Raw genomic sequence first — 12,098 nt, forward strand, 5'->3', positions numbered from 1 at the left:
GACAGATCAACGATGGAAGGAAGTGCAAGGATGCGTTCTCATCATCACGAGCACCGGGGACCCGGCCATCAGGGGCGGGAGGAGTTCGGCGGACGGCGCGCCTTCGGGCCGTTCGGGCCGCCCTTCGGGGGCCCTCCGTTCGGCGGCCGCGGCCGGGGCGGCCCGGGCGGCGGCAGGGCGCGGCGCGGTGACGTCCGCGCGTCGATCCTGGCGCTGCTCAAGGACCGGCCCATGCACGGTTACGAGATGATCCAGGAGATCGCCGAGCGCAGCGGGGGCGGCTGGAAGCCGAGCCCCGGCTCGGTCTACCCCACGCTCCAACTGCTGGAGGACGAGGGCCTGATCGTCAGTGAGTCCGAGGGCGGCAAGAAGCTGTTCACGCTCACCGAGCAGGGCCGCACCGAGGCGGACGCGGGGTCCCAGGCGCCCTGGGAAGAAGCCGGGCGCGGCGTCGACTGGGAGACGATGAAGGAGATCCGGCAGGCCGGTTACGGGCTGATGGAGGCCTTCGGCCAGGTCTGGCGGACGGGCAGTGCCGAACAGCGGCAGAAGGCCATGACCGTCATCAACGACGCCCGCAAGAAGCTCTACCTGATCCTCGCCGACGAAGGCTGAGGGCCCGGGCAGCGAACGGATGAGGGTGCCCCCGCGGACCGCCGCGGGGGCACCCTCGCCGTGTCCCGTTGACCGGGCAGCGGCGCGCGGCCAGACTCCGGCAACCGCATCCGACAGAAACGGAGCGCTCGCCATGGCCTCGCGTATCCGCCGCAGACACCTCGCCCTCCCGCTGGCGGCCGCCGCTCTCTGCGCCGCGTCCGGCATCGTCGTACCGGCGGCAACCGGCGCACCCGAACCGCTCTACCGCAACGCCCGTGCAGCCACGGACGACCGCGTACGGGACCTGCTGCACCGGATGACGCTCGACGAGAAGATCGGTCAGCTGCAACAGATCGCCGTGGACCGCCTGCAGGGCGACTGCCGGGGCAGCGGAGGGGAGTTGACGGAGAGCTGCATGAAGACCGTGCTGCAGGACTGCGCGGTCGGCTCGGTGCTCTCCGGCGGCGGGATGGGGCCGCCGGCCAACACCCCTGCGGACTGGGCCCGCATGGTCGATGCCGTCCAGCGGTACGCGGTGGACCGCAGCCGGCTGCACGTTCCCGTCCTCTACGGCATCGACGCGGTCCACGGACACAACAACGTCCTCGGTGCCACCGTCTTCCCCCACCAGCTCGGCCTCGCGGCGGCCTGGGACCCGGGGCTCGTCCGCGACTCCGCCGCGGCGACCGCCCGTGCCGTCGCCGCGACGGGCATCGACTGGGACTTCGCCCCGGTCGCCGACCCCGCCCGCGACCGGCGCTGGGGGAGGTACTACGAGACCTACGGCGAGGACCCCCTCCTGGCCGGCGCACTCGCCGCCGCGAGCGTGCAGGGGATCCAGGACGCCCGGGGCGTCAAACGGATCGCAGCCACCGTCAAACACTTCGGCGGCTACTCCGTACCGGCCAACGGGCACGACCGGGTGCCCGCAGACGTCTCCCTGCGCACGCTCCACGACACGCTGCTGCCGCCCTACCGCACCGCAGTCCGGGCGGGGGCGAGGACCGTGATGGTCAACTCCGGTGCGGTCAACGGCGTACCGGCCACCGCCTCCCGCTACCTGCTCACCACCGTGCTCCGGAAGCAGTGGGGATTCACCGGTGTGATCGTCTCCGACTGGCAGGACGTCCGGGCGCTCCGGGACCAGTACAAGGTGGCCGCTGACTACCCTCATGCCGTCGCCCTCGCTCTCGGCGCAGGTGTCGACATGGCGATGGAGCCGTACGCAGCACGCGAGTTCAGTGACGCACTGCGCACCGCGGTGCAGAACGGTCTGGTCTCCCGGGCACGCATCGACGAAGCGGCCGGACGCGTGCTGCGGCTCAAATTCGAGCTCGGTCTGTTCGAGCATCCTTTTGTCGACGTCTCGCGCGCAAACATCGAAGTCCTCGGCACCGGCAGGGAGACGGCCCGGGGCGCCGCGGCCGCCTCGCAGGTGCTGCTCCGGAACGAGAAGGACGTCCTGCCGTTCGGCCCGGCGGTCCGGAAGATCGTCGTCGCCGGTCCCTACGCGGACGACATCGACGACCAGGCGGGCGGCTGGACCATCGGCTGGCAGCGGGTGCCCGCCGGAGTGAAGCTGCCGGGCACCACGGTGCTCCGGGGCATCGAGGAAGCCGCACCGGGCGGGACGCAGGTCGTGCACGCCGCGGACGACGCCGACGCCGTCGCCCAGGCCCGCTCGGCCGATGCGACCGTCGTCGTGGTCGGCGAGAAGGCGGGGGCCGAGGGCGGAGCCGACAGCCCGCGCCCCGAACTGTCGGCGGATCAGCAGGCTTTGGTGAAGTCCCTCAAGGCGAGCGGCAGGCCGGTCGTCGTCGTGGTGATCGCCGGGCGGCCCCTGACCCTGGGCGACGCGGACGGCGCCGACGGCCTGCTGATGTCCTGGCTGCCCGGCACCGAGGGCGGGCACGCGGTCGCCGACGTGCTGTTCGGCCGGGTGAACCCGGCCGGGCGGCTGCCGGTGTCCTGGCCCAGGAGGAACGGCAACGACCCGCTGTACTACCAGCAGTTGCCCGGGACGAACGCGGGCGCGGAGTCCGCGCACGACGTGGCCTACGACTTCGGCGACGGACTGTCCTACACGCGTTTCGCCTTCGACGGCATCGGTGCCGACGCGACCTCGGTGCCGGCGGGCGCGCAGGTGCGGGTGAGCGTGCAGGTGAGCAACACCGGTGCACGTGAGGGCGACTTGGTCGTCCCCGTGTACGTGTCCCGTCCGGTGAGCGACGTGCTCGCCCCGCCGCACAGGCTCGCCGCGTTCACCAAGGTGCACCTGAGGACGGGGGAGCGGACCACCGTACGGCTCGCGGTCCCGGCCGGGGCGCTGGCGGTGACCCCGGGCGACATCGACGGTTCAGGGACGCCGCGCGTCGAGCGGGGCGCGTACGTGTTCACGGCCGGAGGCCGGGAGACGACCGTGAATGTCACCTGAGCCGAGCGCTCCCGAAGGGGCGCGGGGAACTGCGCGACCGGCCACGACGAGCCCGCAGCCGACGCACTGCGCTCCCCGTGGAGCGCTTGGCCCGGCGGCGCACGTCTCCTCCTCAAGGAGGAGAGCCGGAGCATCCGTGCCCAACTGTCGTCGGATGCGCGAATGCTCCCCCTCGGGGATGACCGGACGGCGCGGGACTGATGGGGTGGGAGGGTGCAAAGCCGTACACCTGACACCCAGGGTCCCGGGGCCACGTGCGAGCGACCGCTGAGCGCGGAACTGGCCGCGGCGGTCGCGGGTGCCCGCAGACGGGCGGCGCGGGACGGCGACCGGCAGACCGACACCGCACATCTGCTGCACACGCTCCTCGAGTCCGACCCCGCGGCACGGCTCGCCTTCGACGGGGGACCGGCGCAGGTCGCCCGGCTGCTCGGCTATCTCGTCCAGCGCACCATCGGCTACGGGCTGCGGTGGAGCGGCACCGTGGAGGAATCCGGCGCCCTGCCCGCCGGCGGGACGTCCGGCTGGTCGCCGGCCGCCGCGGCCGCGCTGCGCAGGGCGTACGACCGAGCCCGCGCGCGGGGCGCCGCACAGGTGGAGGGGACGGACCTGCTGGCGGCTCTCGTACGCGATCCCGGATGCCGGGCCGTCGACGTGCTGCACCGCGCCGGTGTGGACACCGACCGGCTGGGGGCGCGCCTGAAAGCGTGAGCAACACCCGCCAGGAGTAAAGGGGATGACACCCCTGTCGCTCTCCCGCCCGCTGCTGCCATGATGCGGCGGTGCACGCGTCTCGTGGCAGAAGTACGGGCCTGGTTCAGGCCCTGGTGTCCGCATGTTCCTTCGGCGGGTCGGGAGTTGCGGCCAAACCGCTGATCGAGGCGGGGCTGGGCCCGCTCCAGGTGGTGTGGCTGCGGCTGGCGGGCGCCGCGCTGCTCGTCCTGCCCGTCGCCTGGCGCCACCGCGCCCTGGCACGGCGCCGCCCGGCCCTGCTCGTGGGCTTCGGGCTGCTGGGCGTCGCGGGCGTCCAGGTCTGCTACTTCGCCGCGCTGTCCCGGATCCCCGTCGGGGTGGCCGTCCTCGTCGAGTACCTCGGTCCGCCGCTGCTGCTGTGCTGGATGCGGTTCGTGGGGCGCAGGCCGGTGAGCCGGGGCGCGGTGGCGGGCGTCGTCCTCGCGGTCGGCGGGCTGAGCTGCGTCGTCGAGGTGTGGTCCGGGCTGCGCTTCGACGTGGCCGGCCTGCTGGCGGCAGGGGGTGCGGCCTGCTGCACGGTCGCCTACTTCCTCCTGGCCGACCACGCCGGCTCCGGCGCCGATGCCGTCGATCCGGTCGGCGTCATCGCGTTCGGACTGCTCGTCGGCGCCGTGCTGTTGACGGTCGTGGCGCACCCCTGGGACATGGACTGGACGATCCTCTCCGGCCCCGCGGACCTCGGCGGGAGGCGGGTGCCGTGCATGCTGCTGGTCGCCTGGCTGGTGCTGCTGGCGACCGTGGTCGCCTACTTCACCGGCGTCCTCTCCGTGCGTCGGCTGTCTCCGCAGGTGGCCGGGGTCGTGGCCTATCTGGAGGCGGTGGTCGCGACGGTGCTGGCATGGCTGCTGCTGGACGAGCACCTGGCTGCTCCGCAGATCGCGGGCGGCGTCCTGGTGCTGGCCGGCGCGTTCATCGCCCAGGCCGCGGCCCCGGGGCGGGCGCCGTCGGAGCCGGTGGCGGCGGGAGGGCGGACGGCACCGGACGCGCAGAGCCGCGGGACGGGGGTGCCGGACGGAGCCGCCTTCACCCCCGGCCCCGCTCAGCGCCGGGACAGGTAGCCCGGCACCGGAATCCCCGGGGCCAGGTCCGCCGCGGGTATCGGCGTGCCGTAGCGCGTGGAGACCGGGATCACCCCGCTCCAGTGGGGCAGCGCGAGATCCTCGGGATCGTCGCCGGGGCCGGCGTTCCGCACCTTGGCCGACACCTCCGCAAGATCGATCCGCAGCACGGCCGTCGCGGCGAGCTCCTTGGCCGTCGGCGGCCGCGCATCCGCCGCCCGGCCCGGCACGACCTGGTCCACCAGCGCGTCGAGGGCGGCCGTCAGCTCGGCCTCGTCGGTGACCCGCCGGGCCGAGCCGTGCACCACGACCGAGCGGTAGTTGAGGCTGTGGTGGAAGGCGGAGCGCGCCAGGACGATCCCGTCGAGGTGCGTCACCGTCACGCACACCGGCATCCCGGGATCCTCGGCCTGCCCCGCGGCGTGCAGCGGCCGGGACCCGGTCGAGCCGTGGACGTAGAGGCGCTCGCCGATCCGGCCGTAGAGCGTGGGCAGTACGACGGGGGCGCCGTCGCGCACGAATCCGAGATGGCAGACGTAGCCCGCGTCGAGGATCGCGTGGACCGACTCGCGGTCGTAGGAGGCGCGGTCGCGGTAGCGCGAGGGCGTGGTGCGCCCGGTCCGCTCGTACGGCTCGTGCGACGCGGGCCGGGTGCCGGGCCCGGTGGCCGTGGAAGAAGCCATTGCGATCTCCATTGCACTAGTGCATACTCGTGTTTGTGCTAGGAGAGTATCGGATCGAAGGCCGTCGCGCAGCGGAGATTTCCGCGAGCGTGGAGGGTGCTGTCGGGGCGGGCCGACTTGCGCCGGGCGAACTGCTCCCGCCCATGCGGGAGTTGGCGGTCGAGCTCGGAGTCAATCCCAACACGGTGGCCGCGGCTTACCGGACCCTGCGCGAGCGCGGAGTGATCGAGACCGCGGGACGGCGCGGCAGCCGGGTGCGCCCCCGCCCGGCCAGCACCCCGCGGGATCTCATCCAGGTCGAGGTGCCCGAGGGCGTGCGGGACGTCTCGACGGGCAGCCCCGACCCTGCGCTGCTGCCCCCGCTCGGCGAAGCCCTCGCGGCGGCAGCAGCGAAGGCGGCGCGCAGCCCTGTGCTCTACGGCGAGGACGCCGTGGACACGGAGCTGGAGCGGACGGCCCGGGAAGCCTTCGCGGCGGACGGAGTTCCGGACGGGCCGATAGCGGTCACCTCGGGCGCGCTGGACGCGATCGAGCGCCTGCTGGCCGCCCACCTGAGGCCCGGGGACGCCGTCGCCGTGGAGGACCCGGGCTGGGGCAGCCTGCTCGACCTCGTCCCTGCGCTCGGGCTGCGGCCCGTTCCCGTCGCCGTCGACGACGACGGACCGCTGCCCGGGGAGACGGACCGGGCGCTGCAGCAGGGGGCGCGGGCGCTGGTGGTCACCGACCGGGCGCAGAATCCCACGGGCGCGGCCGTGAGCCGGGCGCGCGCCCGCGAGCTGCGGTCGGTGCTCGCGGCCCACCCCGACGTGCTCCTCATCGAGGACGACCACGGCCACGGCATAGTCGACCTGCCCCTGTTCCCCCTCGCCGGGGCCACCCGCCACTGGGCGCTCGTCCGTTCCTTCGCCAAGGCCTACGGGCCCGATCTCCGGCTCGCGGTGCTCACGGGCGACGCCGTGACCGTCGACCGGGTGCGGGGGCGGCAGCGCCTGGGCCCCGGCTGGGTCAGCCACGTGCTGCAGGACGCGGTGCTGCACCTCTGGCGCTCCGGGGCGGTCGACGAGGCGGCGGTCGCCGCGTCGTACGGGCGGCGCCGGGAGGCGCTGATAACGGCCTTGCGGGAGCGGGGAATCGCCGCACACGGGCGCAGCGGGATGAACGTGTGGCTCCCCGTGCCGGACGAGACGGGGGCGGTGGCGAGGCTGCTGCAGTCCGGGTGGGCCGTGGCGCCCGGCGCGCGCTTCCGGCTCTCCTCCCCGCCCGGGGTGCGGCTCACCGTCTCGGCGATGGCCGAGGGGGAGGCGGAGGCGGTCGCGGATGCCGTGGCGTCCGCGACCGGGCGGGGCTCCGTCGGGCGGCGCTACGACTGACGGCTGCCGGCCGCCTTCCCGGTGCGGGCCCTGCTCTGGGTGAGGGCCGCTCCGGCCAGCACGATCACCGCGCCGACCGGGGTGTTCCAGGTGAGCTGCTCGCCCAGCAGCGCCACACCGGCCGCGGTGGCGACGACCGGGATGAAGTAGGTGGTCAGCGTCGCGGTCGTCGGTCCGACCTCGGCGACCAGCCCGAACTGCACGAGCATGGCGAACCCCGTGCCCAGGGCGCCGAGCGCGAGGATCGCCAGCACGGGCACGAGGTGGAAGGAGGTGGGCAGCGGGCTGCTGAGCGGGGCGACGACCGCCAACTGGGCGGTGCCGACGAGCAGTTGGCCGCTGGTGAGCGAGAGGTTGGATTCGCCGGTGCCGGAGAGGGTGCGCCGGACGTAGATCCAGCCCACCGCATAGCAGGCGGAGGCGATCAGCGCCATCACGGTGCCCGCGGGGTCCTGGCCGGAGAAGCCCTGCCAGGCTCCCAGCACGGTGAGGACGCCGACGAAACCGAGGCCGAGGCCGGCGAACCGGCGCCGCGTCGGCCGGTCCTCGGAGAGCGCCACCAGGGAGAGCAGCATGCCCCACAGCGGGGTGGTGGCATTGCAGATACCGGCCAGCGTGGAGGAGATGGTCAGCTCGGAGTAGGCGAAGAGCGTGAAGGGGAGCGCGTTGAGCAGCAGGGCGGCGACGGCGAGGTGCATCCAGGTGCGGGGAGCCCGGGGAAGCCGCTGCCGCTTGACGGCCAGCGCCGCCAGCAGCACCGCGGTGCCGAAGAACATCCGGCCGAAGGAGACGTACGCCGGGGCGTAGCCCTCGGTGCCGAGCTTCATGAACAGGAAGCTGAACCCCCAGATGAGGGCGAGAGCGCCGAAGCGTATCCGCCAGTCCACCGCGGAGCGCCCCGGGCCGGCGGGAGCCGGCGCCGGGGGAGCCGGGGCGGGTCTGCCGGGTGAGGGGGCCGATGAGGCCGAGGAGGGCGGGGAAGGCGAGGAGTCGGGGGTGGCAACGGTGCTCATGGTGATCACCATGCCGGGCTCCACCCATTAGGACAAGCAAATAAAATTTCGGCCCATCACGTAGCATCGCTTACATGTTGAACCTGGACCGCCTGCGGACCCTCAACGCCGTCGCCCGTCACGGCTCCGTCAGCGCTGCCGCGGACGGGCTGCACGTCACCACCTCGGCGGTCTCCCAGCAGCTCGCCAAGCTGGAGCGGGAGACGGGCCAGCAGCTGCTGGCCAAGCAGGGGCGCGGGGTGCGGCTCACCGACGCCGGCCGGCTGCTGGCCGAGCACGCCTCGCGCATTCTCTCCCAGGTCGAGCTGGCCCAGGCCGACCTGGAGGCCCAGCGCGGCCAGGCCGTGGGAGAGCTCGTGCTGGGCGCCTTCCCGACGGCGGCCCGCGGTCTGGCCCCGACCGCGCTCGCGAGTCTGCGCGGGAGCCAGCCGCAACTGCGCGTCCGCCTGGAGGAGATGGACCCGGACCTGTCCCTGCCCCGCGTGGTGCGCGGCGACATGGACGTCGCCGTCGTGCTCGAGTGGCACAACCACCCGCTGCCGATCGACGAGGCCCTGACCAGGGCGCCCGTCCTCGTCGACCCGGCCGACGTGGCGGTGCCCGCCGGGCATCCGCTCGCGGAGCGGGACACGGTCGACCTGGAGGACCTCGCGGAGGAGGAGTGGATCTCCTGGCCCCGCGGGCAGTTCTGCCACGACTGGCTGATGTCCACACTGCGCAGCAAGGGAATCGAGCCGAACATCTCGCACATGGCCGACGAGCACCACACGCAACTCGCCCTGGTCGCAGCGGGACTCGGAGTCGTCGTCGCGCCGCGGCTCGGGCGCGGGCCGGTCCCGGAGGGGGTACGGATCCTGCCGGTGCGGCACACGATGTACCGGCACGTGTATGCCGTGTGGCGCGCCGACGCGGACCGGCGGCCGTCGATCCGGGCGGCGGTGGGAGCGTTGCGGGCGGCCGGGGAGACGATGTCCGGCGCCTGACCGCGCCGCCCCCAGCAATGCCCACGGCGCCTACGAGGCCTGCGGGCCCGGGAGTTTGCGGAAGTCCCAGGAGACGATCCGGTCCGGCCGCAGCCGGACCCACGCGTGCCGGCCGTCGTGGGGCATGGTCTCCAGACCGAAGTACTTGGCCGCGAACAGCCCTTCCACCGCGTCGAGTTCGGGGCACGCATCACCCCTCCGGGGCGTCTCGCCGACGGGGACGGCCCGGCCCGAGAGCTCAGCACCGCGCAGTTCGCCGTACTCCCGCCCGTCGTCCACCACCGCCGCCACCCGCGCCCCGTCCCGCAGCGCCGTCCACCGCAGGCTGTGCACCAGCGAGTACAGCCACAGCGCCGTGCCGTCCCAGGCGAACCACAGCGGACTGACGTGCGGAGCCCCGTCCGGGCCGACCGTGGCGAGACGGCAGGTGCGCTGAGCGGTCAGGAAGGCGTCCAGCTCCGCCGACGGCATCATGATCCGGCGACCGTGCCGCTGCGACTGCGGTGCCGGTTGCGACTGTGGCTGTCCGACGGCCATGTCCGGCAGGATGAGGCCTCTTGCCTTACGGCACAAGGCCCACGGCGCCACTACCGGCAGCAGGGAGCACCCCATGGCACCCCAGGAGCACGGCCTGCACGACTTACAGGACCCGGCGGCCACCGTGCTGCTGACCGTCGAATGCCAGCGCGGTGTCGTCGGCCCGGAGAGCGCTCTGCCCGAACTGGCCGCCGTCGTCCGGGCCTCCGGGGCCCTGACCAACATTGCACGGCTCGTCGCCGGGGCGCACGACGCCGGAGTGCAGGTCGTGCACGCCGTCGCCGAACGCCGCCCCGACGGGCGCGGCGCCAGCCGCAACGCCCGGCTCTTCCGGGCCGTCGAGCGGCTGCCCGTCCAGCAACTGGCCGGTACATCGGCCGTGCGGATCGCGGATCCCGTCCCGGTCGGGGACGGCGACCTGGTCGTACGGCGGCTGCACGGGCTCTCGCCCCTGGCCGGCACCGGCTTGGACGCGCTGCTGCGCAACCTCGGCTGCCGCACCCTGCTCGTCACCGGCGTCTCGGCCAACGTCGCCGTCCCCAACGCCGTCTTCGACGCCGTCAACCTCGGTTACACGGCCGTCGTCCCGGCCGACGCCATAGCCGGAGTCCCCGCCGACTACACCGCGGAGATGGTCCGCCACACCCTCTCCCTCGTCGCGACGGTCACCACGACCGAGGAGGTGCTGCGGAACTGGCGGCGGAGCCGGCGGGGCAACGGCCCGGGCGTCAGGCCAGCGTGATGGAGTCCCCGCTGACGGTGATCTTCTTCGCCGGCAGCGGAGACTGCGCCGGACCGTGCTTCACGCTGCCGTCCGCGACGGCGAACTTGCTGCCGTGACAGGGGCAGTTGATGGTCCCGCCGACCACGGTCGAGACCGTGCACCCCTCATGGGTGCACACGGCCGAGAAGGCCTTGAAGTCGCCCTTCGCCGGCTGGGTCACCACGACCTTCTGGTCCTTGAAGACCTTCCCGCCGCCCTCCGGGATGTCCGAGGTCTTGGCGAGCGCCTTGCCCTTGGGCGATGCGGGCGCACTCGCGGAGGCCGAGTGCGAGCTCGGCGGGGCCGAGGACTGCGACTGCGGCGCCGCCGGTGCGGACGACGCCTCCTGGGTCTTCTTGTTCGAGCCGCCGCACGCGGCCAGCGCGGCGGCGAGCCCCGCCGCGCCCGCGGACACGACGACGGTGCGGCGGCTCGTACCGCCGGACGATGACGACGACGAGGAAGAGGAAGGTGACACGATCGCTCCTTCGGTGAGGGACGAGGAGTACGAGGAGTCGTACGGACGAGGCGTCCGTTCCGTTCAGCCGTTGCGTTCAGGGGCCGGTGTGCAGGCCGAGTAACCTGGGGCGATGCTTCCCGAAGTCACAGCTACCCGGTATGTCACGCCGTTGCGTGAGGGTGGCTCTCTCCCCGGCATCGTCGAGGCCGGCGATCTCGGGGCCTACGTCATGAAGTTGTCCAGCTAGCGGCGTTGACCTGCGGTGATGTGGCTGCATCCGCGGCTGACCTGGGCAGATGAGCCTTTCGGAGTCTTTCACGGGCGTGCCCTCCTATGCGGCTGATCCTCCTCACGCGCTCCCCGGGGGCGCGGAAACTCTCCAGATTCTCCCCAGGAAGGACGGCGCGCTGGCAGCGGCTCGCCGCGAACCATCATCGCCGTAGGCACGCTGTGTGACTGCCGTGGCCGGTTGGAGCCGATGCTTGATGGTGGAGGCGGACCATGCGGTGTCCATCCCGGCGTCGCCCTGGCCAGTCTCGCCCGCATACGCGGCGACTTCCCCACCACCCTCGCCACCATCCCCACCCTGGGCTGGGAGGGCCGCCACCACCGCGTCCTGGGCCACATCCACCTGCCCCACGGCGACATCGACCACGCCGTCGCCGCCTTCGCGGACGCGCGCACCGAGGCCGAGCAACGTAACGCCCCGGGCGAACGGGCCATCGCCCAGACCCTTCTGGCCCTGGCCTGCGCCTTCGCCGACCCCGCCCGCGCCGACGACGAACTCGCCCTCGCTCACCACCTCCTCGAACCCCTCGACCAGCGCGCCACCACCCTCTACGCCGGTATCGCTGCCCTCATCCGCGACGCCGGCACCCACCACGACGTCACCGACCGCGCCACCATGCTGCGCACCGAGATCTCCGTCAGCGGACTCGCCGGGTACGGCCCGCTCCTGGAGACCGCCCTCGCCTTCCACCACGCCGTACGCGGAGCACAGGACGACCTGACAGCCACCATCAGCCGCCTGCGCGAAGCAACCGCGAACGGCGACTTCGCCTACTACGTCCATGTCGCAGCCGCCATGGGAGACCTGCCCCAGCCCGCCAACCCCGCCATCCAGTGGCTCGACGACGAACACACCGTCCGCGCCCGCTGGCGCGCCCTGGTCACCGCCCGCCAACACCACCTGCGGACCTGACCGGCGACCGGCGCCACACCCGCCAGACCGGGGTGGCCGACTACCGCGTCGTTCTGCCCGGCGGGCAACTGCAGATAGGCGTACTGCCCGACGGCACCATGGATCTCACACAGGCTGATGAGGCCCCACCGGAAGCGGTTCCAGCGGGGCCTCCGGCCGCATCAGCAAGAGCGATCCGGCACGAGCGATGTAATCAGCGCTCCGTCGTCTCCCTCAGCCCAGGGCGATTGCAAAGTTCGTTGATCG

The 12,098-nt window shown here is 73.1% G+C and carries 12 protein-coding genes and 1 pseudogene; 9 read left to right on the forward strand and 4 right to left on the reverse strand.

Features of this window, described 5'->3' with window-relative positions; translation table 11 throughout:
• Window positions 1–30 precede the first annotated feature (30 nt).
• The 4 genes from ACLHRZ_RS33470 (at window position 31) to ACLHRZ_RS33485 (ending at window position 4,842) form a co-directional block, all read left to right on the forward strand.
• Entirely contained in the window at window positions 31–615 is a 585-nt protein-coding gene (locus ACLHRZ_RS33470; protein WP_490422374.1) for a PadR family transcriptional regulator, read from the forward strand.
• Window positions 616–748: 133 nt separating this feature from the next.
• A complete protein-coding gene (locus tag ACLHRZ_RS33475) occupies window positions 749–3,031 on the forward strand; it encodes a glycoside hydrolase family 3 N-terminal domain-containing protein (RefSeq protein ID WP_490422375.1) in 2,283 nt (760 codons plus the stop codon).
• A 213-nt stretch (window positions 3,032–3,244) separates the two neighbouring features.
• A complete protein-coding gene (locus ACLHRZ_RS33480) occupies window positions 3,245–3,742 on the forward strand; it encodes a Clp protease N-terminal domain-containing protein (RefSeq protein ID WP_490422376.1) in 498 nt (165 codons plus the stop codon).
• A gap of 71 nt (window positions 3,743–3,813) precedes the next feature.
• Window positions 3,814–4,842: an EamA family transporter gene (locus ACLHRZ_RS33485; protein ID WP_490422377.1), complete on the forward strand. Its 1,029-nt coding sequence runs from the start codon at window positions 3,814–3,816 to the stop codon at window positions 4,840–4,842.
• On the opposite strand, the gene ACLHRZ_RS33490 is transcribed toward ACLHRZ_RS33485, so the two are convergent.
• Complete coding sequence (locus tag ACLHRZ_RS33490) at window positions 4,824–5,525, reverse strand: pyridoxamine 5'-phosphate oxidase family protein (protein ID WP_490422378.1); 702 nt, start codon at window positions 5,523–5,525, stop codon at window positions 4,824–4,826. The two genes, ACLHRZ_RS33485 and ACLHRZ_RS33490, sit on opposite strands and share 19 nt — an antisense overlap.
• A gap of 35 nt (window positions 5,526–5,560) precedes the next feature.
• Here ACLHRZ_RS33490 and ACLHRZ_RS33495 point away from each other — a divergent pair, with 35 nt between their 5' ends.
• Window positions 5,561–6,895 carry an aminotransferase class I/II-fold pyridoxal phosphate-dependent enzyme gene (locus ACLHRZ_RS33495; protein WP_490422379.1) on the forward strand — a complete coding sequence of 445 codons (1,335 nt, stop codon included), beginning with the start codon at window positions 5,561–5,563 and terminating at the stop codon, window positions 6,893–6,895.
• Here the strand turns inward: ACLHRZ_RS33495 and ACLHRZ_RS33500 are convergent.
• Window positions 6,886–7,908 (reverse strand): DMT family transporter, encoded by a 1,023-nt coding sequence (locus ACLHRZ_RS33500; protein WP_490422380.1) that lies wholly within the window; start codon window positions 7,906–7,908, stop codon window positions 6,886–6,888. The genes ACLHRZ_RS33495 and ACLHRZ_RS33500 overlap by 10 nt on opposite strands.
• Window positions 7,909–7,982: 74 nt before the next feature.
• Here ACLHRZ_RS33500 and ACLHRZ_RS33505 point away from each other — a divergent pair, with 74 nt between their 5' ends.
• Window positions 7,983–8,891 (forward strand): LysR family transcriptional regulator, encoded by a 909-nt coding sequence (locus ACLHRZ_RS33505; RefSeq protein WP_490422381.1) that lies wholly within the window; start codon window positions 7,983–7,985, stop codon window positions 8,889–8,891.
• A gap of 30 nt (window positions 8,892–8,921) precedes the next feature.
• Here the strand turns inward: ACLHRZ_RS33505 and ACLHRZ_RS33510 are convergent, their stop codons facing one another.
• Window positions 8,922–9,428 carry a pyridoxamine 5'-phosphate oxidase family protein gene (locus ACLHRZ_RS33510; protein ID WP_490422382.1) on the reverse strand — a complete coding sequence of 169 codons (507 nt, stop codon included), beginning with the start codon at window positions 9,426–9,428 and terminating at the stop codon, window positions 8,922–8,924.
• A 73-nt stretch (window positions 9,429–9,501) separates the two neighbouring features.
• Here ACLHRZ_RS33510 and ACLHRZ_RS33515 point away from each other — a divergent pair, with 73 nt between their 5' ends.
• Entirely contained in the window at window positions 9,502–10,170 is a 669-nt protein-coding gene (locus tag ACLHRZ_RS33515; RefSeq protein ID WP_490422383.1) for a cysteine hydrolase family protein, read from the forward strand.
• Here ACLHRZ_RS33515 and ACLHRZ_RS33520 read toward each other — a convergent pair.
• Window positions 10,157–10,669: a Rieske (2Fe-2S) protein gene (locus tag ACLHRZ_RS33520; RefSeq protein WP_490422384.1), complete on the reverse strand. Its 513-nt coding sequence runs from the start codon at window positions 10,667–10,669 to the stop codon at window positions 10,157–10,159. The genes ACLHRZ_RS33515 and ACLHRZ_RS33520 overlap by 14 nt on opposite strands.
• A gap of 112 nt (window positions 10,670–10,781) precedes the next feature.
• Here ACLHRZ_RS33520 and ACLHRZ_RS33525 point away from each other — a divergent pair.
• Window positions 10,782–10,892: pseudogene (locus ACLHRZ_RS33525) on the forward strand (HipA family kinase); the annotation flags it as partial.
• 237 nt (window positions 10,893–11,129) lie between these two features.
• Window positions 11,130–11,852 (forward strand): hypothetical protein, encoded by a 723-nt coding sequence (locus ACLHRZ_RS33530; protein ID WP_490422385.1) that lies wholly within the window; start codon window positions 11,130–11,132, stop codon window positions 11,850–11,852.
• Window positions 11,853–12,098 lie beyond the last annotated feature (246 nt).

The sequence above is a fragment of the Streptomyces sp. AM25 genome, from assembly GCF_058146165.1.

Bases quoted from the DNA above. Each gene is read 5' to 3' on its own strand.
- ACLHRZ_RS33500 (WP_490422380.1), bottom strand. From the start codon at position 7,908: ATGAGCACCGTTGCCACCCCCGACTCCTCGCCTTCCCCGCCCTCCTCG.
- ACLHRZ_RS33490 (WP_490422378.1), bottom strand. From the start codon at position 5,525: ATGGCTTCTTCCACGGCCACCGGGCCCGGCACCCGGCCCGCGTCGCAC.
- ACLHRZ_RS33510 (WP_490422382.1), bottom strand. From the start codon at position 9,428: ATGGCCGTCGGACAGCCACAGTCGCAACCGGCACCGCAGTCGCAGCGG.
- ACLHRZ_RS33470 (WP_490422374.1), top strand. From the start codon at position 31: ATGCGTTCTCATCATCACGAGCACCGGGGACCCGGCCATCAGGGGCGG.
- ACLHRZ_RS33530 (WP_490422385.1), top strand. From the start codon at position 11,130: ATGCTTGATGGTGGAGGCGGACCATGCGGTGTCCATCCCGGCGTCGCC.
- ACLHRZ_RS33475 (WP_490422375.1), top strand. From the start codon at position 749: ATGGCCTCGCGTATCCGCCGCAGACACCTCGCCCTCCCGCTGGCGGCC.
- ACLHRZ_RS33505 (WP_490422381.1), top strand. From the start codon at position 7,983: ATGTTGAACCTGGACCGCCTGCGGACCCTCAACGCCGTCGCCCGTCAC.
- ACLHRZ_RS33515 (WP_490422383.1), top strand. From the start codon at position 9,502: ATGGCACCCCAGGAGCACGGCCTGCACGACTTACAGGACCCGGCGGCC.